General features: G+C 69.6%; 18 protein-coding genes. 9 read left to right on the top strand and 9 right to left on the bottom strand.

The annotated features are described in order from the left end of the window. The first annotated feature begins 58 nt into the window (after positions 1-58). Positions 59-496, top strand: a complete 438-nt coding sequence (locus F9C41_RS13140) for a diguanylate cyclase domain-containing protein (RefSeq protein ID WP_155387072.1) — start codon at positions 59-61, stop codon at positions 494-496. Between the two features lie 122 nt (positions 497-618). Here the strand turns inward: F9C41_RS13140 and F9C41_RS13135 are convergent, their stop codons facing one another. The 6 genes from F9C41_RS13135 to F9C41_RS13110 form a co-directional block, all read right to left on the bottom strand. Continuing rightward, positions 619-1833, bottom strand: coding sequence for a cytochrome P450 (locus F9C41_RS13135; protein ID WP_155387071.1), 1215 nt, complete (start codon positions 1831-1833; stop codon positions 619-621). Positions 1834-1846: 13 nt separating this feature from the next. Then, positions 1847-3235: an NAD(P)/FAD-dependent oxidoreductase gene (locus F9C41_RS13130; RefSeq protein WP_155387070.1), complete on the bottom strand. Its 1389-nt coding sequence runs from the start codon at positions 3233-3235 to the stop codon at positions 1847-1849. Next, positions 3232-3459 carry a ferredoxin gene (locus F9C41_RS13125; protein WP_155387069.1) on the bottom strand — a complete coding sequence of 76 codons (228 nt, stop codon included), beginning with the start codon at positions 3457-3459 and terminating at the stop codon, positions 3232-3234. The genes F9C41_RS13130 and F9C41_RS13125 overlap by 4 nt, the downstream gene beginning before the upstream one ends. A 245-nt stretch (positions 3460-3704) precedes the next feature. After that, positions 3705-3989 carry a cytochrome P450 gene (locus F9C41_RS13120; RefSeq protein ID WP_230689552.1) on the bottom strand — a complete coding sequence of 95 codons (285 nt, stop codon included), beginning with the start codon at positions 3987-3989 and terminating at the stop codon, positions 3705-3707. A 300-nt stretch (positions 3990-4289) separates the two neighbouring features. Further along, positions 4290-4436 carry a hypothetical protein gene (locus tag F9C41_RS13115; RefSeq protein WP_155387068.1) on the bottom strand — a complete coding sequence of 49 codons (147 nt, stop codon included), beginning with the start codon at positions 4434-4436 and terminating at the stop codon, positions 4290-4292. A 573-nt stretch (positions 4437-5009) separates the two neighbouring features. Next, a complete protein-coding gene (locus F9C41_RS13110; protein WP_155387067.1) occupies positions 5010-5285 on the bottom strand; it encodes a hypothetical protein in 276 nt (91 codons plus the stop codon). 268 nt (positions 5286-5553) lie between these two features. On the opposite strand from F9C41_RS13110, the gene F9C41_RS13105 reads away from it, so the two are divergent. The 8 genes from F9C41_RS13105 to F9C41_RS13070 all read left to right on the top strand — a co-directional run bounded on the left by F9C41_RS13105 (position 5554) and on the right by F9C41_RS13070 (position 20278). Continuing rightward, positions 5554-8505, top strand: coding sequence for an ATP-binding protein (locus F9C41_RS13105; protein ID WP_155387066.1), 2952 nt, complete (start codon positions 5554-5556; stop codon positions 8503-8505). An 80-nt stretch (positions 8506-8585) separates the two neighbouring features. Continuing rightward, positions 8586-8738: a hypothetical protein gene (locus tag F9C41_RS13100; RefSeq protein ID WP_155387065.1), complete on the top strand. Its 153-nt coding sequence runs from the start codon at positions 8586-8588 to the stop codon at positions 8736-8738. 15 nt (positions 8739-8753) lie between these two features. Further along, entirely contained in the window at positions 8754-14942 is a 6189-nt protein-coding gene (locus tag F9C41_RS13095) for a S8 family serine peptidase (protein WP_155387064.1), read from the top strand. Positions 14943-15260: 318 nt separating this feature from the next. Continuing rightward, a complete protein-coding gene (locus tag F9C41_RS13090; protein WP_230689551.1) occupies positions 15261-16049 on the top strand; it encodes a S1 family peptidase in 789 nt (262 codons plus the stop codon). Positions 16050-16391: 342 nt separating this feature from the next. Beyond that, positions 16392-17291, top strand: coding sequence for a transglutaminase family protein (locus F9C41_RS13085; protein WP_230689550.1), 900 nt, complete (start codon positions 16392-16394; stop codon positions 17289-17291). A 24-nt stretch (positions 17292-17315) separates the two neighbouring features. Beyond that, positions 17316-18134 carry a transglutaminase-like domain-containing protein gene (locus F9C41_RS13080; RefSeq protein WP_196279743.1) on the top strand — a complete coding sequence of 273 codons (819 nt, stop codon included), beginning with the start codon at positions 17316-17318 and terminating at the stop codon, positions 18132-18134. A gap of 299 nt (positions 18135-18433) precedes the next feature. Further along, on the top strand, positions 18434-19084 hold the full coding sequence (locus F9C41_RS13075; protein ID WP_407924697.1) for a DNA alkylation repair protein: 651 nt from the start codon (positions 18434-18436) through the stop codon (positions 19082-19084). 228 nt (positions 19085-19312) lie between these two features. Next, positions 19313-20278 carry a hypothetical protein gene (locus F9C41_RS13070; protein WP_155387062.1) on the top strand — a complete coding sequence of 322 codons (966 nt, stop codon included), beginning with the start codon at positions 19313-19315 and terminating at the stop codon, positions 20276-20278. A gap of 157 nt (positions 20279-20435) precedes the next feature. Here F9C41_RS13070 and F9C41_RS13065 read toward each other — a convergent pair whose 3' ends face one another. The 3 genes from F9C41_RS13065 to F9C41_RS41765 form a co-directional block, all read right to left on the bottom strand. Then, complete coding sequence (locus tag F9C41_RS13065; RefSeq protein ID WP_155387061.1) at positions 20436-21098, bottom strand: MOSC domain-containing protein; 663 nt, start codon at positions 21096-21098, stop codon at positions 20436-20438. A gap of 189 nt (positions 21099-21287) precedes the next feature. After that, the gene (locus tag F9C41_RS13060) at positions 21288-21500 is read right to left on the bottom strand and encodes a hypothetical protein (protein WP_155387060.1); all 213 of its coding nucleotides are present in this window, start codon (positions 21498-21500) and stop codon (positions 21288-21290) included. A 381-nt stretch (positions 21501-21881) separates the two neighbouring features. Further along, on the bottom strand, positions 21882-23345 hold the full coding sequence (locus F9C41_RS41765) for a tetratricopeptide repeat protein (RefSeq protein ID WP_196279742.1): 1464 nt from the start codon (positions 23343-23345) through the stop codon (positions 21882-21884). Positions 23346-23351: the final 6 nt, after the last annotated feature.

The raw sequence follows: 23351 nt of genomic DNA, 5'->3' as shown, positions 1-23351 counted from the left end.
GCTCGTTCTTGCTTTTTGTTTTGGTGCCGCCACGGCGCGAGCTTAATCGCGCACCGGGGTGAGGCACCACTCGGCCTGGTCGAGACCGACGACGGCTGACTCGTGTCTGCTCGTTGCCGTCGCGGACCGTCTGCGGGCGTGCGTCCGCTCGTCCGACACTGTGGCCCGCCTGGGCGGTGCCGAATTCGCGGTGCTGCTGGCCGGTACGACGGCAGCCGGGGCCGTCGCGACCGCCCGGCGCATCCACGCCGCACTGTCGGAGCCCTTGATGGTTGAGGGTCGCGAACTGTCTCCGTGTGCCGGCATCGGCATCGCGGTCGGCTCAGGTCAGCAGTTCGACGCCCTGCTACGGGACGCGGACCTGGCGATGTACAAGGCCAAGCCCGCGGAGTCCGGCACGGGCCTGTACGTCGTCGAGCGCAGCACTGCGGAACTGGATACGTCGCCCGCCGAGGCCGCAACCCCCTCGCGCTCGATCGGCGACGCTGTGGCCTGATCCTCTGGCATCCCTGCTGACGCCGGCCGTGGCGCCCGTTCGGGCGTGCGGTTCGCCGAAACACCCGGGTGCGGATGTCGGCGCCGCGGGCGACGACTCCGATCGGCGGCCGACCAGCTCCCTCATCCTTGCTCGACGTGCAGGTGGATCGGGCCTCGTAGGACGGGACTGGGCCGGTAGGGCGGCGGGTCGGCGACGAGCCTGGGCTTGTCCAGGCGGCGTACCAGTTCGGTCAGGGCGATCTGGGTTTCCAGCCGGGCGAGTGGGCCGCCGAAGCACAGGTGGATGCCGCTGCCGAAGCCGAGGTGCTGGTTGTCGCGGCGGTCGGGGTCGAAGCGGTCGGGGTCGTGGAAGCGGTCGGGGTCGCGGCTGCCCGAGGCGAGCATGAGCATGATCTGTGAGCCTTTGGGGATGACGGTGTCGGCGATGGCGATGTCGCTGTACGCCGCGCGCCACGGGATGATGTGCACCGGCGGTTCGTAGCGCAGCAGCTCCTCGACCAGCGGCACGATCAGGTCTGGTTCGTTGCGCAGCCGCTGCAGGTGCTGCGGGTGGCGCAGCAGCGTGAGCATCCCGTTGGTGATGAGGTTGACGGTGGTCTCGTGGCCGGCGATGAGCAGCAGGTTGGCGGTGCTGATGATCTCCTCGTCGGTCATCCGCCCGTCGGGCCCGTCCTCGTTGGCCAGCCGGGACAGCAGGTCGTCACCGGGCTTGCCGTGGCGTGGTTCCAGCAAACCGCCGAGGTAGGCGTGGATGTCCTTGCGGGCCTGCTCGCCGTTGCTCAGCTTCTCGGGCGGGTCGGTCTTGGCGTCGTAGTCGATCGCGTCGATGATGGCGTTGACCCACTGGTGGAATCGCGGCTCGTCCTCGCGGGGCACGCCGAGCAGGTGGCAGATGACGGTGACGGGGAACGGGTAGGCGAAGTCGTCGACGATGTCGATCTGAGTCTTGTCGGCCAGGTCGTCGATGAGGCCGCTGACGATGGCGGTCAGGTCGGGTCGCATGCCGTCGACCAGTCCCGGGGTGTGCGGGGGGCCGAAGTGGCGCATCGCCATGCGCCGCATGCGGTCGTGTTCGGGCGGGTCGAGGTTGATGAACGCCGGTGTGGCGCGTCCGTCGGCCGCTGCCATCGGCCGGGCCAGGTTGCGGATGTCGGAGCTCAGGTGCGGGTTGTGCAGTATGTCGGTGAGCTCGCGGTAGGTGCTGATGACGTAGCTGCCGTCCTCCTGCCGGGCCACCGGGGTTTTGCGCAGCTCGGCGTAGAGCGGGTACGGGTCGGCGCGGTTGGCGTAGTCGAGGATCCGGTGCAGGGTGTCGGGCGTCTGGGTCATGGTCATGCTGCTTGCCCTCCTACGGTCGTACGGCCGTGACGCGCCGCTCGCTGGGGTCGTGGCCGGTGACGACGACCGTGGCGTCCTGGCTGAGCAGCAGCGGCCCGGGGAAGTCGACGGGCATCGGTTTGGCGTCGGCGGGCTGGTCGGGTGTCGGCTGGGCCGGCGGGAAGGGCGCCGCGGCCTCGATGAGTTTGCGGTAGTGGTCGAGCCATTTGGCGTTGTTGAAGGTGACCGCGGCGGTGACGCGGCCCTTGTAGCCGTACGCGGCGACGAAGCGGTGCTCGGACACCGAGCCCTGGGCGACGATGACCTCGTCGGCGAAGGTCGGCACACCGACGGATTTGATGTTGACGCCGAACTGGATCGACCAGAACGTCGGGATGGCCAGGTGCGGCCAGCGGTCGGCCTGGAGGTTGACCATGTTGTGCGCGGCGATCTCGGCCTGTTCGACGGCGTTGGCCCAGTGCTCGAGTGAGATGAACCGGTACTCGTAGATCGGGTGGGGGCAGCGTGCCACGTCTCCGGCGACGAAGATGTCGTCGGTGACCAGGCCGTTGAGGTCGAAGGCGCGGCAGCCCGAGTCGCAGGCGACTCCCCATGGGCCGATGGCCAGTCCGGAGTCTCGCAGCCACTCGGTGTTGCGGATGCCGCCGAGGGCGACCACCGCGACGTCGGCGTCGACGGTGCTGCCGTCGGAGAAGTGAGCGCGGCGGAACCGCCCCTGTGCGTCGCCCTCGAGCTGGGTGACTTTCACCCCGCAGCGCAGATCCACGCCATTGGCGAGCTGCATGTCGGCCGCTATTTCACCGATCATGGCCCCGAGTGCCCCGACGAGTGGGCCCGACCCGAGTTCGGCGACGGTCACCGCGATGTCGCGCTCACGGCAGATCGAGGCGATCTCGGAACCGGTGAAGCCCGCGCCGATGATCAGGACGCGCTTGGGTCCGGCGGCGATCGCTTGCTGCAGGCCCTCGGCGTCCTCGCGCGTGCGCACCACGAACACCCCGGTCAGGGCCGCTTCGGCGGCGACGGGCCAGGGCCGGGCCCGTACCCCGGTGGAGATCAGCATGCGGTCGAAGGGGACTTCCCGCCCGTCGGCGAGCCGCACCACGTTGTCGGCGAGATCCAGTCCTGTCGCCGGTGTGCCCAGCAGCCACTGCGCGTCTACGTCGCGACGGCGGGGCAGCGTGGTCCCGGTGGCGGGCACCCATCCGGTCAGGACCTGCTTGGACAGCGGGGGGCGGTCGTAGGGCTCGGCCGTCTCGTCGCCGATCATCGTCAGCGACCCGGTGAAGCCCTCGTCGCGTAGCGACTCCGCGGCCCGCAGCCCGGCCAGGGAGGCGCCGACGATGACGATACGGCCGTCGCGTTTGAAGGTCTGCAAGGCTTCGACGCGGCTGGTCATGACCGCCTCGCCTCCACCGTCATGGCAGGGCCCTCCAACTGCTCGACGAGGATGGCCTGTATCGGGCACGCTGCTGCGGCTCGCAGCACCTGGTCGCGCTGTGAGTCGTCGGGATTCGGGTCGTACATGAGTGCTTCCTCGCCGTGCATCCGGAACGCGTCCGGGGCCAGGAACGCGCACTGGGCATACCCCTGGCATCGGGAAAGATCTACGACAACCCTCATCCCGGCCTCCCATTTCAGGACTGCGCAGATCTGAGGCGACACCCGCTCGCACGGACTGATCGGCTGGGCTTCGACAGGGCTCTAAAGAGGTCGCCCACTGTTTCGAAGGTGAAGCCGGCAGCCCTGCTTGCCAAGGTCTCCGCAGGTAGGAAGCCTATCCCGCGCCAGCTGCACGCGGACCGGAAACAGATCTACCGGCCCCGGCCGACAACCCCGAACGGTCACGCCTTCACGTCTGCGGGATGTCATCCGTGCTCGACGAGGAGGTGAACCGGGCCTCGTAGCAGCGGGCTTCGCCGATACGGCGGTGGGTCGGCGGCCAGCCGGGGACGGTCGACGCGGCGCACGAACTCAGACAACGCGATCTGGGCTTCAAGCCGGGCCAGCGGTCCGCCGAAACACAAGTGGATGCCGCCACCGAACCCGAGGTGCTGGTTGTCGCGGCGGTCGGGGTCGAACCGGTCGGGGTCGTGGTGCGCGGTGCTCTCCCTGCCGGCAGGGGTGCCGTCGTGGGTCGCCGCATCCGTCATCGTGGCCGAGGTCGTGGTGCACACAGTGGGGGAGCTGTGACATCCGGCCACAGGGTTCGAGGTGTCGTTCGCCCCCGCCCCGCACACGCCCCTGGTCAATGTCCGCCCAGACCGGCCTGCTCGCCCCGGCCGCGGTCCGCTGGGCCAACAGCTGTCAGTCCGCAGTCGAGCCCGAGCCGGTCTACTCCGTCGCTCGCGGCCGGCGTGCGTGACCGGGAGGAACCACGGCACTTCTCCGACGGCAGAGCGTACGAACAGGCCCGGGGCCGTCGTGCGGCTCCCGGGCCTGTCTGCTCATGCTCATCGCGCCGTGTGGTCGCGCGCCTGGCGGCGCTTGCGGCCGTGGCGGTGCAGCCGGTTGGCCACCCGCTCTTTGGCGGCTTGGTCGATGAGCTCTCGGTGATGCAACTTCGCGAGAGCGAAGTCCATCTCGGGCGATCCGAACATCGCAGACTCCTCAGTCCTTGACACTGTGTTGCTGACGAGATGAATACTCCTCCCACGGCGGTCTCCATCCATCCGCAGCGGCGACGTATCTTCCCTGCCCGGGACCTACGTAGACAGCAACATCGGCCGGTCTAGGCATGCCTAGGCACGGTGACGGCCGTCACCGCCCTGGCGGGTGGATAGCTCGTTCGGGCGAACGCCGGCCACCTGTACCCGGATCTGGGTGTGGCTTCGGGCTCGAGCGCGGCTAGGAACATGAGGTTCGGCTTTCCACCGCGCGACTGCATGGCGCCTGACTGCCCACGGTGACGCCGAGCGTCCCCCGGGTGTCACACGACGGGATGTCGCCGAGCAGCACCGATCTCCCCGAAGCGCATGGACCGCGCGCTGAGCCCTACTTGCGCCGGGCTCGAACGGCAGGAACGGTCACAATCGGCCCATGAGCTACTGGAATCCGGTTCGGATTCTGCCGGGTATGGTCCACCGAAATATGCAGGTCAGAAGCCGTATGAGGGGAAACCTTCATGCGGCTTCGTCGATTTCAGGGGACTTTCCTGCTCCAAATGTAATGGTTCACCGATCAATGGCCGTTGCGGGCTTGCGGTGTCCACCGAGGTTGCGGGGTCTGCGGCTGGCGGGAAGCTCGACCGATGGCCTCTTCCCCTTCATGATCGGCACCTCCTCCGGCGTCCGCCAGCGGGCTCCACTGTTCTGCCAGCGCCGGTGCAGGGCTTCCAGCAGCGCTGGCTGCACCGCCGCGGTGACGTGGGAGCACACCCCGGCGACGCCAGGCATGGCATGTCCGAGCCGCCGGTTCTTGAGCACCTCCGGGATGCGGTCCTCGTCCATCCTGTCGCCGTCACCGTTGCAGAACACCGTGTCGTACGGGGTGCGCGGCCAGCAGGATAGCCAGGCCGTCAACGAGGAACGGCGGCAGCGAGACGGCACGCACCGACGCCGGTGTCTTCGGGTCGCCCAGCACCCGTCGCCGCCCCCTCATGCAAGGCCCCGACCTCGGGCACGACGCTCATGATCCCGCTGTCCAGGTACACGTTGCTGCGGGACAAGCCCAGCAGATGGTCTTGTGCCCGAGCATCGAAAAGCGAGATCATCACGCATGCTCGACCCCTTGCTCGACGCCGGAACTTCACCGACGGTTTCCACGCCGCGTTTCGTGGGTCGTGATCGTGAGATGGCGGCGCTTCGGGGCGCTTTGGCCCGGCCACCGGCGATCGTGCTGGTGGAGGGCGAGGCGGGGATCGGGAAGAGCCGGCTGCTGCGAGAGTGGTTGGCCGCGCCGGACCAGCGCACTGCCTTGGTCTCGGTGTGCCCACCGCTTCGCGAGTCGCTGACGTTGGGGCCGATCGTCGACGCGTTCCGTGGGATCGACCGCCCGTTGTCGCGATTGCGGCTCACCGAACTTGCGGGTGCGTTGCGGCCCCTGTTCCCTGAATGGTCGGCGGACCTGCCGCCCGCATTGCAGCCCTTGGACGATGCGAAGGCGGCACGGCACCGCCTGTTCCGCGCCCTGGACGAGCTGCTGCGGGCGCTGCGTGTCGACGTTCTCGTGCTCGAGGACGCGCACTGGGCCGACGAGGTGACCTTGGAGTTCCTGCTGTACGTCACCTCCCGGCAGCAATCGGACGGGCCGAGCCTCGTGATCTCCTATCGGCCGGAGGAGGTGGACGTCGGGTCGCTGCTGCTGCGGCTGACGTCCCGGTTGCCTGCCGGCGTGACCCAGCTGAGGATCGCCCTGGCGCCGTTGCGGCCCGACGACACGGCAGCGCTGGTGTCCTCGATGCTGGACGGCAACCCGCTGTCGCAGGAGTTCGCGACGTTCATGCACGAGCGGACCGGTGGCGTTCCGCTGGCGCTGGAGGAGTCGGTTCGCCTCTTGTGCGACCGTGCCGACCTCGTCTTCCGCGACGGGCAGTGGGTCCGGCTGAAGCTGCGCGAGCTACGGGTGCCGCCGACGGTGCGCGACTCCACCCGGGAGCGGGTGGGCCGGCTGTCGCCGCCGGCGCAGCAGGTGTTGCGAGCCGCGGCCACGTTGGCCGATCGGTCATCGGTGGCCACGATCGCGGTGACCGCCGGTCTGTCACCAGAGACGTGTCGAGGCGCTGTCGCGGAGGCGGCCAACGCCGGCGTCCTGGACGGAGACGACCGCGACCAGTGGCGATTCCGGCATGTGCTGGCCGCCACGGCTGTCTACGAAGCGATTCCGTTGACCGACCGCAGGCACTTCCACCTGCTGGCCGGCCGGGCTTTGGAGGACATCGATCCGCCGCCTGTCGCACGCCTTGCCCACCACTTCCGTGAGGCGCGCGAGACGCAGTCCTGGGCGCGGTACGCCGAGCGGGGTGCCGAGCTGGCCATGGCCTCGGGTGACCACACCAAGGCGGTCGGCTTGCTGGTCGATCTGTTGTCGTGGGCCGTGTTGCCGCCGGCGGATCGGGCACGGGTCGCGCGTATCGCCGGAGTCGCCGCGCTGGGCCGTCGCGAACAGGTCGACGAGGTCTACCACCGGGTGATCCGTACCTTGCGCTCGGTGCTGGAGACGCCCGGTCTCTCCGCCCGCCAGCAGGCCGAGATCCGCAACCCCCTGGGTCGGCTCCTGATCACCGGGGGCGAGGCGCAGGCCGCACTCAGCGAGCTCGAGCAAGCGGTGGCCAACCTCGACCATGATCCGGTCGAGGCGGCTCGGGCGATGACCTATCTGGGATGGGCCTATGCGGGGCCGTGGCCGGCGTCGACCCATCGGCGTTGGCTGGATCGCGCCGCCGAGCTCACCGCCGCATGCGATTCTCCCGCAGACCGGCTGAACCTGGCCGGCAACCGAGCCGCGGCGTTGCTCATGCTCGGCGAAGAGGGGGCCTGGGACGTCGTCGCCGGCCTGCCCGTCGACGGCGCGACCTCGGCGGAGCGTCTCGACGTGGCCCGCATCCACGCGAATGTCGGGACCGGCGCTCTGATCTGGGGCCGGTACGCCGACGCGGAAGAACACCTCGCCGTGGCCATGCGCCTTGCCGAGGCCGAGCAGGCGTCCCGGTTGCAGCACAACGTCCGACTGGAACAGGCCAACCTGGCGTGGCTCACCGGCCGGTGGGAGGGTCTCGCGGAGCGCAGCGCGGAACTCGCCGATGCCGACCGGGACCGGCCGGCGCACTACCTCGGCAGCATCCGCCTCGCGGCCCGGCTGGCAGCCGCGGCCGGCCGGCGGCGCGCCGCGGAGGAGCAGTTCCGGCTGGTCCTCGAGGAGTCTGCCCGTCTCGGCGCAGCCGACGACACGATGGAGGCCGCCGCTGCGCTGGCCAGACTGTGGCTGACGGACGGAAACAGCGGCCGGGCGCTGCAGATCACGGACGAGCCGATGGACACCGTCCGGAGAAAAGGCATCTGGGTCTGGGCGACGGACCTCGTCCCCGCCCGGGTCGAGGCGCACCTCGCCGCAGGCGACCTGAAGGCCGCGACCCGACTGGGCAACCAGTTCGCCAAAGGACTGCGTGGCCGTACCGCGCCTGCGCCTCGCGCCGCCCTCACCGTATGCCGTGCCCTGCTGGCCGCCGCAGCCGGAGACCACGCCCGCGCGGCAACGGCATTCGATCGGGCGGCGCGCGCCTGGAGCGCGTTGCCGCGCCCCTACGACGCCATGCTCGCCCGCGAGCGGCAAGCCGAGGCGCTCATCGCGCATGGCCGGCTCGAACAAGGCCGAGAGCTGCTGGCCGCACAGTACGAGCAGCTGTTCAGGCTCGGAGCCCGCGGCGATGCAGACCGTGTCGCACAACGGCTTCGCGAACACGGCGCCGAGGTTCCGCGATTGTGGCGCGGCGGCCGACGGGGGTACGGCGACCAGCTCTCTCCTCGCGAGCTCGACGTGGTCCAACTGATCGTCGCCGGCAAGACGAACCGGGAGATCAGCCGGATCCTGGCCAAGTCACCGGCCACGGTGGATCAGCAGCTGCGTGCCGCGATGCGCAAGTTGAAGGTGACCTCCCGGACCGCGCTCGCGGTCGAGGCAGTGAAGGCCGGAGTGTTCGCCGAAGAGGACTTCCTCGACGACGCGTCATGAAAATTGACGTATCCGCTGGATAGCGAAGATCGCTCGGCCCCCCGAGCATGGCTCCATGATCCATAGACATTGGGCAGTGCATGCCTGAGCTACCTGCCGCGCGTGACGACTCCGCCGTCGAGCACCAGCCGCCACCCGAGCTGCCGCGCGAGCCGCACGTCAGTGCCCAGGACGCCCGCGACGCTGGCGACGCCGATGGCCACGAGAGCCACGACCCCTACCAGCCCCTGTAAGCCGAAGGACCCCACATGAGACTCAAAGCCCTCGCGGCTTCGCTGGCCGTAGCGGTCGGCCTGAGCATGATCCAGGCACCACCGGCGTCCGCCGCTGAGCCGGATCCCGGCTCGGCCGACAAGAAGATCGCGTCGAGCCTGAAGGACCGCTTCCGCACGGAGCCGGCCTCCGACTTCTGGATCACCTTCGACACCAGAGCCGACCTCGGGCCGGCGAAGAAGATCGCCGACTGGACCGCTCGTGGCCGGTTCGTCTACGACGCGCTGACCGCAGCGGCGAAGAACTCGCTGGCATCCGTCTCCACCGAACTCGATCGGGCAGGCGTCAAATACACCTCCTACCCGATCGCGAACACCGTGCTCGTCAAGGGGGGCACCGAAAAGCTCGCCCTCGACGTGGCGGCGAAGGTGCAGGTCGCCGAGATCCACGCGACGCCGCAGGTCGCGCTGGTCGAGCCCGTGGACAAGAAGAGCCCGGCTGACCGGGCTGCCCGCCCCGCCGTCGCGAAGGCCGCCGCCGAGGCAGGCACCTTCACATGGGGTCTGGAATCCATCCACGCCCCCCAGGCGTGGGCCATGGGCGCCACCGGTGCGGGCATCACCGTGTCCAATCTCGACTCGGGCGTCCAGTTCGACCACCCGGCCCTGATGCACCAGTACCGCGGCACGAAGCCCGACGGCACCGTCGACCACGACTACAACTGGATGGGCACCCGGGGCACGTGCACGGGCGCACCGTGCGACGACAACGGACACGGCACGCACACCATGGGCACCATGGTCGGCGACGACGGCACCAACCACGTCGGTGTCGCGCCGGACGCGCAGTGGATCGCGACGAACGGCTGCTGCGACAGCTCCGGCGTCGAAACGCTGCTCCGGTCCGGCTGGTGGCTGCTCGCCCCGACCGACGTCCACGGGAACAGCCCTGACCCGTCCAAGCGCCCTCATGTCATCAACAACTCGTGGGGCCAGACCGTCGAGCACAACTTCGACGACTTCTTCCAGGCCATCGACGAGGCCTGGAGCGCCGCGGGCATCTTCAGCGTCTGGTCGTCGGGCAACACCACGCCGTACGCGGCCTGCGACACCGTCTCCTCGCCCGGCTCCGCCGAGAGTGCCTACTCCGTCGGCGCCTACGGGTCGGACGGCACGCTCGCGTCGTTCTCCCGCAAGGGCGAGGGTGAAGGTGGCCGGATCAAGCCCGAGATCTCCGCTCCGGGCTCGGCCGTCCTTTCGTCATACCCGAACAACAGCTACGTCGAGATGTCCGGCACCTCGATGGCGGCACCCCACGTCGCCGGCGCCGTCGCGGCGCTGTGGAGCTACGACCCGACCCTCATCGGGCAGGTCGACCTGACCCGCCGCCTGCTCGCCGAGTCGGCCGTCGACGTCGACGACACCGAGTGCGGCGGCACCGCCGAGGTCAACAACAAGTACGGCGAGGGCCGGCTCGACCTCGTCCGCCTGATCGAGCTCGCGCCCCGCAAGGGCGGCACCCTCACCGGTGTCGTCACCGCCGACGGCGCCCCGGTCCCCGCGGCCGAGGTGACGATCAGCGGGCCGTTCAGCCGGTCGATCGGCACCGACAAGGACGGCCGGTTCACGACGAACCTCCCGGTCGGCGACTACCGGCTCAGCACCAAGGTCTTCGGTTACCTGACCGCGACCGCCGACGTCACGATCACCCTCGGCCAGGACACCTCCGTCAAGCTGCCGCTCGCGGCCGCCGCGAGGCACGACATCAGCGGCAGGGTCGTCGACGACAGGAAGCGGCCCGTCCCGAACGCCGACGTCTCCGTCAAGGACACGCCGCTGAAGACGGTACGCACGGATGCCGACGGCGCGTTCACGATCGGCGCTGTCCCCGAGGGCGGGTACAAGCTGAGCGTCAAGCCCAACGCCTGCTTCTCGCCCACGACGGTCCCGCTGACCGTCGGCGCGCAGAACGAGTCGCGCGAGATCCCCGTCGGGCTCGTCGTCGACAAGGGCGGCTACAGCTGCGCCGTCTCCGAGGGCGAGTACCTGCGCGGCACCGAACCGGTCGCGTTCGACAGCGGCGTGTGGGCGACGGTGCAGCTGCCGTTCCCGATCGCGCTCTACAACGGCAGCCACGACAGCCTCGGCATCGGCCTGCGCGGCGTGATCTCCCCGGACACCACGACCGGACCCGGCAGCGGCGGTGCGGGCATCTTCCCGTTCTCCGTCCAGAGCCCCGTCGAGTTCGCCCCCGGCGGAGGAGTCTTCACGGCAGCCACCAAGGTCAACGGTGAGGACGCGTTCGTCGTCGAGTTCCGCAACGCCAAGCTCTGGGCCTATCCGACCCGGTCGGAGTACACGGAGCCGGTCAACTTCTCGGCCACGCTCACCCGCTCGGGCACGGTGATCTTCGGCTACGGCGACGGCGTCGGGACCGCCGACCCGGTGACCGCCGGCGCGCACGCCGTCACCGGCATCCAGGGCTGGGCCGGCGTCGACGGCATCCGGTTCTCCGACAGCGCCCCGGTGCTGCACGACGGGATGATCGTCACCTACGACATGCCTGACTTCGGGTATCTCGACGCGACCGTCGTCGACAAGAACGACGGGCTGCCGGTGGCCGGGGCCGAGGTCTCGTTCTCGAACAAGAACGGACTCGTCGAGACCGTCACCACCAACGGGACGGGTGTCGTGCACCGCCAGCTTCCGGTGGGCGACTACACCATGACGGTCGACGCGCCGAACTACACGACCGCGGCATACCCCTTCTCCCTCGACAAGCTCTACGCGAACACCAAGATCGACGCGCGTCTGACCACGGGCGTCGCCGGTCTGAAGGCCGACGGCCTCGACGCGCTGTTGGGCGCCGACCAGAACGGTGTGGGTTCGCTGACGCTGACCAACACCGGTACCGCCCCACTCACGTACAACCTGGGCGAGGCCGCGCGCCACCCCGAGCTTGACGCCGCCGGCGCCACCGGGCGCACCGGAAAGGGTGGGGACAGCACCATCGACCTCGCCGCGTGGAAGGCCGGTGCGAGCGGCATGAAGCCGTCGAACGTCGACGGCAAGGCGGCGACGGCGAGCGCCGCGGAAGCACAGGCGGCCGGCAGGGTCGGCGCGACCTCCGGCGGCGACGTCATCACCCGGATCGCCATCCCGGGCAATGTCGACAACAAGGAGCCCACCGGCATCGGGTATGACGGCGACGTCTGGGTCCACGACTACAACGCGCGGACCAACACCGCCTACACGGTGACGGGCAAGCCGACCGGCAAGGTCTTCGACGCGTCGTGGAGCCCCGAGTACCGGGCGTTCGACATGGCGCTCGACACCAGGACCGGTGACATGTGCCAGATGGAGGACAGCCCGGCCAGCTACATCCACTGCTTCGACCGCAAGACCGGGAAGGAGACCCGGCAGATCAAGGGTGACTGGTCCACGCTGCAGCTGACCGGACTCGCCTACAACCCGGCGGAGGACGTGTTCTACGTCGGCGGCCGGCGGAACGGCATGATCGGAACCGTCGCCGGGACGTCGCACGACAACCCGGGTGCGCTGCTGTCCTTCTGCGCCCCGCCGCTGCCCGAGGTGATGGGCCTGGCCTACAACCAGGCGTCCGACACCATCTGGTACACCGACATCACCTCGAACCGGCTCAGCCGCCTGCTGCAGGTCGACCCCGACGACTGCTCGCTGGTGAACGCGTGGTGGTTCCCCGGCCAGAAGGCGGGCCAGGGCGGCGGCCTCGAAACCGACTCGACCGGTGCGCTGTGGGCGGCGGACCAGGTCGCTGATGACGTCGTGCTGGTCGACGTCGAAGACGACCTGTTCATCGACCTGCCGTGGCTGTCGCTCTCCTCGACCGGCGGCACCCTCGCCCCGGGTAAGTCGACGACCGTCAAGGTCTCGATCTCCGCAAAGGGTGCCAAGCCCGGAGTCCTCGGCGCGAACATCGTGGTGAGGTCCGACTCCGGACGCCAGTCCAAGATCTACGTCCCCGTGACGCTCACGACCACGAAGTACCAGGTCGGCGTCAACGCCGGTGGCCCGAAGTTCACCGACGGCTCCGGCTTCACCTGGTCCGGCGACCAGGCCGCCGGCAAGAACGCGTGGGGCTACGAGGGGAAGACGAAGGTCTCCTCCACGAAGTCCCTGATCGCGGGCACGACGGACGACGCCCTGTTCCAGTCCCAGCGCACCACGGGGGACAAGCAGCTGTTCTACCGCTTCCCCGACGCGCCCAAGGGCACCTACGCGATCGATCTCGGGTTCGCCGAGATCGAGAAGGCGGCCAGGGGCAAGCGGGTGTTCGACGTCGTCGTGGACGGAAGGCTGGCGGAGTACGCGTACGACCCGGCCGCAGCCGTGGGGCAGAACGCCGCCGACTGGCGCACCGCCGTCGTGAAGCACGAGGGCGGTCCGCTGACCGTGGAGCTGCGCGGCTCGAAGGGCCTGAAGGCCCCGACCATTGCCGCGCTGCGCGTGACGCTCGACCCGCGCGCGGACGCGGCGGAGCCGGAGCCCCAGCCCGAGCAGCCGGAACCGGGCCCCGTGCCGGTGGCTCCCGCCGGTCGCTCGTACTCGATGAAGGTGACCGACGGGCTCTACCGCCAGGGCACGGAGGAGTCGGGGTGGCATGGCGACGACCTGTGCGGCGTGCTGTGGTTCGGCTCCGGTTTCCTGGCCCCGTTCTACGACACGGCCTGGGACGGCGTGTGCGTGACGACGAACGGCACGCTGACCTTCGACCGGGCCAGCACGCCGGGGAACAACACGGAACTGCCGTCGCCGTACCCGATCGATGCGGTCTATCCGTTCTGGGACGACCTCATCGTCGACGACGAGGCGGGCGTCTACTTCGGCACGACCGAGGTGGACGGGCAGGCGGCGCAGGTCATCGAGTGGCGCAACGTCACCTTCTACAGTGACCAGACGGCTCGCGTGAGCTTCTCGGTCACCCTGATCGCGGACGGAAGGATCCAGATCGGATACGGCGACGGCGTCGGCGGCGACAACCCGCTCACCCGCGGGTCGTCGGCGACGGTCGGCGTGGAGAGCCTGAACCGCAACCCCGCGAGCCAGTACTCCTTCGACCAGCCCATCCTGAAGGCCGGCCTGGGACTGGAGTACACCCTCCCGGCCGCGGGCACGATCGAGGGCACGGTCACCGACACGAACGACGGCAAGCCGATCGCGGGAGCGATCGTCACGCTGAAGGGGCCGAACGGTGACCGGGTCATCACCACCGACGAGAAGGGCCGATGGAAGGCCCAGGCGCTGGTCGGCGAGAACACCGTGCAGGTCGAGGCGCCGAACTACGTCACCGCCGGCCGCCCCGTGACCATCACCAAGAAGGATCAGGCCGAGGTGGTCGACACGGCGTTGGCCACGGGCGTCGCCACCGTCACCGCAGGTGACCTCGACTGGCTCGTCGGCCCGGACCAGAAGGCGACGGCCGACGTGACCGTCACCAACACCGGCTCCGCCACGCTCGAGGTGCGGATCAGCGAGCAGAAACGCACCAGCGACGGCGGGCACGAGGCCGCCGACCTTGCGTGGCTGACCCTCACGGGCGCGGCCGCAACCGGCACGGTCAAGCTCGCGGTCGGCGAGTCCACCACGGTCACGGCGACGGCCGACAACGCCGGCGTCGAACCCGGTGTGCTCGTCGGGGACGTGCTCGTGGCGTCCAACGCCGGCAAGGGCGAGGCCCAGTTCAAGCCGGTGCGCCTGGCGACCTCGGCCTACTGGAAGGGCGTCGACGTGGGCGGATCCGGGTTCGTCGGTGCCGACGGCTTCGTCTGGTTGCCCGACCAGCAGCTCGGCTCGCGGCCGTGGGGCTACGTCGGCGGCAAGGCGGGTTCCACCAAGGCCGACATCGCCGGCACCAAGGACGACGCGCTGTTCCGCACCCAGCGGACCGGCGAGACGTTCAGCTACGTGTTCAAGAACGCCCCCGCCGGGACGTACCGGATCGGCCTCGACTTCGCGGAGATCGAGAAGGTCAAGGCCGGCAAGCGTGCCTTCGATGTCCTGGTCGACGGCAAGGTCGTGCTCTACGACCACGACGTGCAGGCGAAGGTGGGTGCGCTGACCGCGGACATGAACATGGTCACCGTCGAGCACGCCGGTGGCGATCTGAAGATCGAGCTTCGCCGCGACAAGGGCGAGGGCGACCCGATCCTCAACGCCCTGAAGGTCCAGCAGGACCCGCGCCTATGAGATAGCCGAACAATCCGCTAGCAGTGGTCAGCGCCTCCTCGGGAAGCATCCCCGTGGAGGCGCTGACCACGACCACCGAGTCTGCGGCGTCGGACCGTACTCGCGCACCTGGTGGAAAATTGGGCGTCTCGCCGGGTTTGGGGGATTTCGCAGGTGAGGCAATCGGCCGGGTGACCACATTGGCAGCGTGGAGATCACAACCCGTGGCCGTGTCTTCGACGTCTATCCATAGTCAAAGCGAAGTTTGTCGTAGATGCCGTCGAGGCATCCGATGACAGACAGACGCGGGCCCTCCCGCGCAGAGCAAAGGACGAGTTCTTGGACGTCACACTCAAGCACCGCATTCGTCGGGCCGGGCTGCTGCTCACGTCGACGATCGTCGCGGCCGGCCTCGGGATCGTCACGGCAGCCCCGGCATACGCCGTTGCGAACAGCGAGGTCGTACCCAACGGCCAGTTCCGGTTCGCAGTCAAACTGACCATGACCGGGATACCGACGGCTGACGGCGGTCGCCGCAACAGTGCGTGCTCCGGTGCGCTCATCGCACCACAGTGGATCGTCACCGCGGGACACTGCTTCCGAGACTTCAACGGCGTCCGGGTGGAGCGACCGGTCGCCGACCTGACCACCGCCACCATCGGGCGGGCGGACCTGGCCAGCGACATCGGCCACGTCGCCACCATCATCGCCGTGCGCCAGTCTCCCACCACCGATCTGGCGCTGGCAAAGCTCAGTTTCCCGATCAAAGACATTCGGCCGCTGGCCCTGAACCGTAAGACGCCGCGGGCCGGCGACGTCCTCCGGATCACTGGTTTCGGGTCGCTCACCAGTTCCAACCCCGTGCCGTCGCCGCAGCTGCGCACCGGTCAGGTCACTGTCGTCACCGTGACGGAACCCAGCGTCGGCGTGACCGCCCTGGCACCGGCACCCGACACCAGCGCCTGTCCGTACGACTCCGGTGCGCCCTACTTCATGGAGCACGGCAACGGGCGGCCCACTCTGGTGTCGGTGGAAAGCGGCGGGCCGTCCTGCCCGCACGCGTTGGAGGAGCGGACCTCCCGGGTGGACAACATCGCCCACTGGATCAAGGAGATCATCCGCGACTGACCGGTATAGCGGCCGTGGCCAGGGCCAGGGCCAGGACTGACGATGAAGGCTCACACCCGGGGCGCCCGAACGGCCGGTGCGGTCACGACCGGCCCCTGAACTGCCGGCATGCGGTTCGGATCCTGCTGGGTATGGTCCATCGATATTTGCACGTCAGAAGCTCGCTAGCGATCAAAGCTAGCGAGCTTCTTCGACGGTGTTCCTCCGCCGGCGTCGGAATGGCGACCGGTCCGCGGGGCGCGACTGTGACCGCGGCGCGGCGATAGCGTGGACGAAACATTGCGGCAGCACGATTGATGTCATGGAGCTGCGGCGGCCACGGGTCAAGTCTGAGAAACCACGGTGACCGGCGTCCGGCGGTCGAGCCTGTCCGCGCCGATGCTCGACCATGACGGCCTGGACCTGGAGTCGGCGCGGCGGATCACGTACCGCATCGAGCAGCGGTTCCGCTACACCTATGACACCCCGGTCAGTGCGCTGTCGCAGCGGCTGGTGATCGTGCCGCGTCCCCGGCACGGGGACCTCTACCGGCGCGCCCACTTCCTGGAGATCTCAGGCGCGCGGGCCGAGCATCGGACCCGGCAGGATGCGCACGGCAACACCGTCGTGCGGGTGACAGCGGCGCATGTCGAGCGGGAGGTCGAGTTCCGGGTCGTCGCCGTGGTCGAGCGCGTCCGGGGCGACCGGCTCCCGCTGCCCGCCGCGGCGCTGCACGATCCGGCCCTGCGCGCTCCCACCCCGCTGACCGCTCCCGACGACCGGCTGCGTCAGCTGGCCGCGGACCTGGTCCGGGCGGGTGGCGAACCGGCCGAGGTCGCCGAGCGGATCTGTGCCGCCGTCTATGCGACCATGTCCTACGGTTTCGGGACGACCAATGTCCTGACCACCGCCGCGCAGGCCTTGGCCGGGGGCATCGGGGTGTGCCAGGACTACGCACACATCATGATCACCCTGTGTCGGCTGGCCGGGCTGCCGGCCCGGTACGTATCGGGACACCTGCTGGGGCAGGGCGGCACGCATGCCTGGGTGGAAGTGCCCGTCGCGCGGGACGGCTCCGCGAGCGCGCTGGCCCTGGACCCGTGCCACGGTCGCCGCGCACACAGCGGGTATGTCACTGTGGCGGTCGGGCGCGACTACACCGATGTGGCCCCGACGTCGGGAAGCTACGTCGGGGCTCCCAGCGGTCGGCTCACCGGTGACCGGCGCGTCGGCGTCGTCGCCCTCGACATCCCTGCGCGGTGAAGGCGGACCATGATGACGTACACGATGGACGTTCAGCGATCCGAGGTCGGCTGCGCGTTGACGTTCACGGTGGTCGAGCCGGCCGAGTTCGCGCTCGGGGTGGGGGTCGGGCTGCGTCCCGGACGGACGGTGGACGACGAGTTGTCGGTCCTGGGCGGTGACCAGGTGGTCGAGGTGCGGGTGGTCCTCGGACCTGACGGCAATCGGCGGCATGTGTTCGCGGCGGTGCCGGGTGAGCTGTCGATCTCGTACCGGGCGGTGGTCGCCGATCGGCCCGGTGAGCCCGAACGGCCGACCGAGTGGGAGCTGCTGACCGCGCTGCTGCCGAGCCGGTACTGCCCGGCGGACCGGATGACCGGTTTCGCCCGACGGGAGTTCGGCGGCTACGCCGATCCGGAGGAGAGGGTGCGGGCGATCTGCGACTACGTGTTCGAGCATCTGCAGTACACGCCGGCGGCCAGCGGGCCGACCACCGACGCCGCGGACACCTTGCTCGACGGGCGCGGGGTGTGCCGCGATTACGCCCACCTCGTGGCGACGCTGTGCCGGGCGGTCGAGGTGCCGGCTCGGGTGGTGGGGGTGTACGCCCCGGGTCTGAGTCCGATGGATTTCCACGCCGTGGTCGAGACGGCGACCGGCGGCCAGTGGCGGGTCTGGGATGCGACCCGGTTGGCTCCGCGGTCGTCGCTGATCCGGGTGAGCACGGGGCGTGACGCCGCCGACACCGCGTTCGCCACGGTCCTGTCGGGGCGGGCCGATCTGGACCGGATGGAGATCATGGCCGTCGTCCTCGACGGGGACCTACCCGCCGACGACCACCGATCTCCGGTCCGCCTGCTCTGATCGGTGACGCCCGCGTCGTGTCAGTCATGTCCGTCGTCGCGGCGCTCGTGGTCGTGTGGCTGCGCGGTCGCCGTGTCTGGTAGCTGCAGGCAGGACGGGGTTGATCCGCTGGTGTGGATGACGTGCCGGCCGCTGTTGGCACTGACGTAATCCCGGATTCCGGGTATCAGGGTGCCCAGCGGCCCCTGCCGCGGTACGCACTCATCGGACGGCTCCCAAAGCCGAGCCCGGTGCGAACTTCTTCCCGCGGCCACGGGTCCGGGCTCCGGGGACACGAAGGACGTGGTCTCATACTCGCTGTGAACCTCACCGCGGCCGAATTCCGCGAGCGGCTCGGCGGGTTGCGGTCCGCGGACGGCTCGATGCCCATGCGCGAGATCTTCAAACTCGCCAAGGAGTACGCCCACCTGCCGCCGACCGAGATCGAGAAACTCCTCGACGGGGCGACCCACGAGGAGCGGGTCGGCGCGGTCAGCGTCATGGGCCACCAGGCGCAGCGCAAGCAGACCACACCGGACCGCCTGCGCGAGTTGTACGAGCTCTACCTGCGCCGCACCGACCGGATCGCGACCTGGGACCTGGTGGACGTGAGCGCCCACCACGTCGTCGGCCGCCACCTGTGCGACAAGCCCCGCGACGTGCTCTACGGGCTGGCCCGGTCGCCGCTGCCGCAGGAGCGCCGGATCGCGATCTTCTGCACGCTGCACTTTCTGCGCCACGGGCAGGTCGACGACACCTTCGCGCTCGCCGAGATCCTGGCCGACGACGACCATCTGATGCTCGCCTCGACCACCGGAGGCATGCTGCGCGAGGCCGGCAAGACCGACCGCGCCCGGCTGCTGGACTACCTCGACCGGCACGCCGCGACGGCGCCGCGCGTCCTGCTGCGTGCGGCGATCGAGCACCTGGAGCCCGAGCAGCGGCGGCACTACCTGGCCTTCGGCCGCTGAGCCCCGACGCGGACGTGCCAAACTCGCCGAGGCATGCGGCACCGTGCTGAGCCGCCGCCCATGGCAAGCCTCCGCGCAGACCGGGCGAACCACCGGATCGAGGCGGCAAGCAATCGAAGAGGACGACTGATCCGATACGTCCGACGGATCTGCCTCACCCTCCACATTGCTACGTTGCGAAAGACCAGGCTGTCAGTCCGATGGCTGTCGTCCAGGAGGAGCCGCGCCGTGAGTGCTGACCGCGACCTGCCCGATCCGCCCGAGGGAGCGTCCGCGGCCGATCCGGCCGATCCGGCACCCGCGACCGGCGAGCAGGAGTCGCCGGGCGACGGCCCGGCTCGCAGGTCACGGTGGCGCAGGATCGCGGAGCTGTACAAAGCACCCTGGTGGGCGGCGGTCGGTGGCGTGCTGACCCTGCTGCTGGCCGCGCTCGCCTGGCTGTTCCCGGTCACCGGTGAGCCGACGACCGGCCCCCCGACCGGCGTTCCGGCGCCGACGTCGGCGAAGCCGGTCGGACCGCCCTCGCCTGGTGCAACGGCGAATCCCGACGAGGTGCCGTTCGGCGTCTCCCTGGTCTACGACCAGAACCACGTCGACAACGGTGCGGCCATTCCCGGCTGCGGCGGCAAGGGCAAGTGGGTCTTTCCGCAGGACATCGGTACGGTCCCGCAGCCGTCGAAGATCACGGAGATGGACGAGACCTGGGCGCATCAGAACGGCGGCGTCGACTACGGCGAGACGAACTTCAAGCTGGTGATCCAGGGCAGGGAGAACAGCGCGGTCAACCTGATCGGCATCCGCCTGGTCGACGTCCAGAAGTCGCCGGGGATCGCCGGTCCGGTGATCGTCACCCAACTCGGGTGCGGCGAGCCGGACAAGGGCAGCTTCAAGATTATTCTTGATCCGCCGCAGGCAGGGCAGATCACCGCGGTCGCCGGGCACGACTTCCCGTTCACCACGTCCGACGACGACATCGGCCAGCTGCAGATCAAGGCCGGGTTCGGGCCCGCAGCACGTCCCGAAGACATCTGCGGCTGCCTGATCTCGTGGCGGCTCGCCATCGACTGGGCGTACAAGGGCCAGCTCGGCCCTCCGCTGATCATCGACAACCAGGGCAAGCCCTTCCAGACGCAGGACGGGGCACGGCTCGGCGTCTGGATAGCGGGCACCGGCCGCTGGGAGCGCGCGGAGTGACCGCCCGGCGCTGGGTCAGTCGTCGCCGGAGGTGCGCAGCCGCGCCCGTACCCGCTCGATGATCTGGCGTTCGGCGGCGGCCCGGGCGCCGTCGCTCTCGGCCGCGGTTGACCGGCGCCCTGCGGGATCGGTCGGTTCCAGGCGTGATGCCTCTCGGTTACCGCCGCCGGGGAAGCCGATTCGCAAGGGTCTCGCGCAGATCGTCAGGCAGCCCGTCTATCTCCAGTAGTTCGGGCAGCAGTTCCGGGTCGATAACGCACGCCCGGAAAGCCTGCGCGATCGTCACCCCGTGCGCCGGACGGTCCTCGACGGTGACCGGATCGCCGGCCCACACCTCGCCCTGCTCCAGCACCCGCAGGTATGCGCCCGGGCGGACCGATCGGGCGAACGTCCTCGCCCAGCGTGGCTCACCCATCATGCGCTGGAACGTGACGCCCGGGGTACGGCCGAACACCGGCTGCAGGACCAGCCGAGGACCGACACGCCACCGCTCGCCGATGACCGCGCCGTTGACGTCGACGCCCTCGGTCGTCAGGTTCTCACCGAAGATCCCGTTGGCCAGCCGGCGGCTCAGCCTCGCCTGCCACCAGTCGTAGTCCTCGCGCGCGTACGCGTAAACGGCCCGGTCGTCGCCGCCGTGGTGGTCGATGTCGAAGATCTGGTCTCCGACCAGGCCACTGTGCAACCCCGTCGCCATCGGCCCCGGTGCCCGCACGGTGACCAGGTGATCGACCGGCCGCTTGCAGATGCCTGTCAGTCCCACGCCCGTGGCGGGGTTGCGGGCCGGCACCGCCAGGTTGACTGACAGGATCCTGCTCACGCCCGGAAACGTACCTGCCCTGGTCTCCCGCCCGCCTCCCATTTAGCAGTGCGGGGAGCCGCTACTCGCCTGACATACAGGCACGGGCCCTACCTCAGTGGTGCGTCACACCGGGTCAGAGAGCTGCGCCGCGGCGGCTTGAACGCGGAGCGCGCTTCTTCAGGCGGGAAGAGCCGTCAGGATCAGCGGTCACCGTGGGCAGTCAGGGGCCATGCAGTCGTGACGCCGGCGGTGTATGCGGAGATCGTTCGCGCTGATCTGCACCACGCTCAGCCGCGGGCGCATCGGGCCGCGCCGCCAGTACCGGAAGTCGGCGAAAGCGGCTCGTATCGCCTCGGCTTCGGTCAGCCGCGGCAGGATGAACTCGTGGGTCTCCGGATGACGCCAGTCCCGGCGCACCACGTATAACACCTGATTGTCGCGAACGCGGAGCGGCAGCTCGCCGCGCCGGATGCTGCCTGCCCATAGGCGTCCCACGCCCCGACCGCCCTTCGACGCGAATCGGACCGTCCGAGCACCGCGACGGCCCATCTCGTTCGAACATATGTTCGAACGAGATGCTAGCAGCAAACGCCCGATCTTGACGCCGATGTTCCGGACCGAAACTCGTCCAGCCCATCATCGGTCTCCACGTGGTCCACGGCGGTGCCGCATCATCCGGCCGACCACCTGACCGGCAGGTGACGTCCCGCGGTACGTCGCCCGGCGCTGGGTCAGTTTCGGGGAAACTGCGGTTACGGCGGTATGAATTCCGGCAGTTTCCCCGAAACTGTCAGGTCGGGGTCAGCCTCGACGGCTCGTCAGGCGGCGGCGGAATTCTGCGTGGGCGGACTGGACGGCGCCGTTGAGGCGTTCGAGTTCGTCCTGGGTCGGCTCGCGGCGTAGCGCCACATCGATCTTGAAATCGCCGTCCACGATCGCGACGTCCAGGCGGGCGAGCAGGTCGGCCGGCAGTCTGCCGGCGACGAAGTCGCGGAACGCGTCCGTGATCGTGGACTCCATGTCGCCGCAGCCGCAGGTGCGCCCGTCCAGCACCGCGCCGAGATGGCTGCGGCCGATCATCGCGTCCGGGTGCACGGGGTCCAGGACGGACAGTCCCTCCTCCAGAACCGTTCGTGCCTGCTCCAGGCGTCCCTCGTGCTGGAGGAACAGGCCGAGGGCCACGTCCGCCCGGCCGAGCGTCTCACCGTCACCGCCCCGGCGGGCCTGTGCCACCGCCTCACCCAGCCGCTGCTCGGCCAGGTGTGCCTGCCCGGCCTCGCGCAGGGCGAGACCCCAGTTGCGCAGCACCTGGCTCGCCAGCTCCGGAGTGCCGATGCGCTCGGCCCGGGTGTACGCCGACGCGTACGTGTGCAGCGCGCCGTCCTCGTCGCCCACCTCGCTCTGCGCCATCGCCAGCCCGAGCGCCGCCATGAGCGCCTGCTCGGCCAGGCCCTGACGGTCGTAGGAGGCGAGGACCCGCTGGATCGCGTCGACGCGCCCGGCTTGGTCGCCGCGGTCGCGCCCGCTGTTGGCGAGCATGGACAGCGCATTGAGGGTCGCCTGGTGATCCGGGCCGAGTCGCGCCTCCAGTACGGTGACCAGGGCGTTCAGGACAGTCGCCGGGTCGCCCTGGCCGTGGCGGTCCAGTACGGACCGCGCCACCTGCTCGACGAGCGCGTCCGGCAGTTGGTCCATCGGGGGGAACAGCGGCTCCCCGGTCGCTTCGGCCGCCACGACCTCGGCACGCAGCGCCAGCGCTTGCGCGACGTGCGGATGGCCGTTGCGCCAGAAGTTGTCGAGCGTCTCCTCGACGACCTGCCGGGCCTGCCGCAGGTCACCGCGCTGGAGCAGCACGTCGGCCAGCGATTCGAGGCCGAACGCGTACCCGGGATGCTCCCGGCCGTAGAAGGCCATGCGGTCCTGCGCGCCGCGGCGGAGTTCGGCTTCGGACTCGTCGAGCCGTCCGGCCATCCGCAGGGCCTGGCCCAGGTTGAGCCGGTACGTCAGGTGGTCCTTGCGGAACTGCGGGTCGTCCGCTGAGGCGGTGACCGCGTTGCGGTAGCACTCGATCGCACGGTCGAGCTGGTCGGCGTTCAGCAGCACGTTGCCGAGGTCGCACTGGGCCGAGGCCCAGGCCTGGCTGCCGTGACCATGCTGCGCGGTGACCGCCTGCAGCTCGCGCGCCATGAGTTCTTCGGCTTCGACCACGCGGCCCTGCTGCAGCAGGGCGAAGGCCGCCTCGATCGGGGATGGGGTTGACGTCACGTCGCG

Origin of the sequence: Catellatospora paridis (assembly GCF_009720365.1) — a bacterium.
GTDB classification, from domain to species: Bacteria; Actinomycetota; Actinomycetes; order Mycobacteriales; family Micromonosporaceae; genus Catellatospora; species Catellatospora paridis.
Note: the sequence above shows the minus strand (reverse complement) of the source record. Positions and strands in the feature narration are given on the sequence as shown.

Bases quoted from the DNA above. Each gene is read 5' to 3' on its own strand.
- F9C41_RS13135 (WP_155387071.1), bottom strand. From the start codon at position 1,833: ATGACCATGACCCAGACGCCCGACACCCTGCACCGGATCCTCGACTAC.
- F9C41_RS13130 (WP_155387070.1), bottom strand. From the start codon at position 3,235: ATGACCAGCCGCGTCGAAGCCTTGCAGACCTTCAAACGCGACGGCCGT.
- F9C41_RS13125 (WP_155387069.1), bottom strand. From the start codon at position 3,459: ATGAGGGTTGTCGTAGATCTTTCCCGATGCCAGGGGTATGCCCAGTGC.
- F9C41_RS13120 (WP_230689552.1), bottom strand. From the start codon at position 3,989: ATGACGGATGCGGCGACCCACGACGGCACCCCTGCCGGCAGGGAGAGC.
- F9C41_RS13115 (WP_155387068.1), bottom strand. From the start codon at position 4,436: ATGTTCGGATCGCCCGAGATGGACTTCGCTCTCGCGAAGTTGCATCAC.
- F9C41_RS13110 (WP_155387067.1), bottom strand. From the start codon at position 5,285: ATGGACGAGGACCGCATCCCGGAGGTGCTCAAGAACCGGCGGCTCGGA.
- F9C41_RS13105 (WP_155387066.1), top strand. From the start codon at position 5,554: ATGCTCGACCCCTTGCTCGACGCCGGAACTTCACCGACGGTTTCCACG.
- F9C41_RS13100 (WP_155387065.1), top strand. From the start codon at position 8,586: ATGCCTGAGCTACCTGCCGCGCGTGACGACTCCGCCGTCGAGCACCAG.
- F9C41_RS13095 (WP_155387064.1), top strand. From the start codon at position 8,754: ATGAGACTCAAAGCCCTCGCGGCTTCGCTGGCCGTAGCGGTCGGCCTG.
- F9C41_RS13080 (WP_196279743.1), top strand. From the start codon at position 17,316: ATGGACGTTCAGCGATCCGAGGTCGGCTGCGCGTTGACGTTCACGGTG.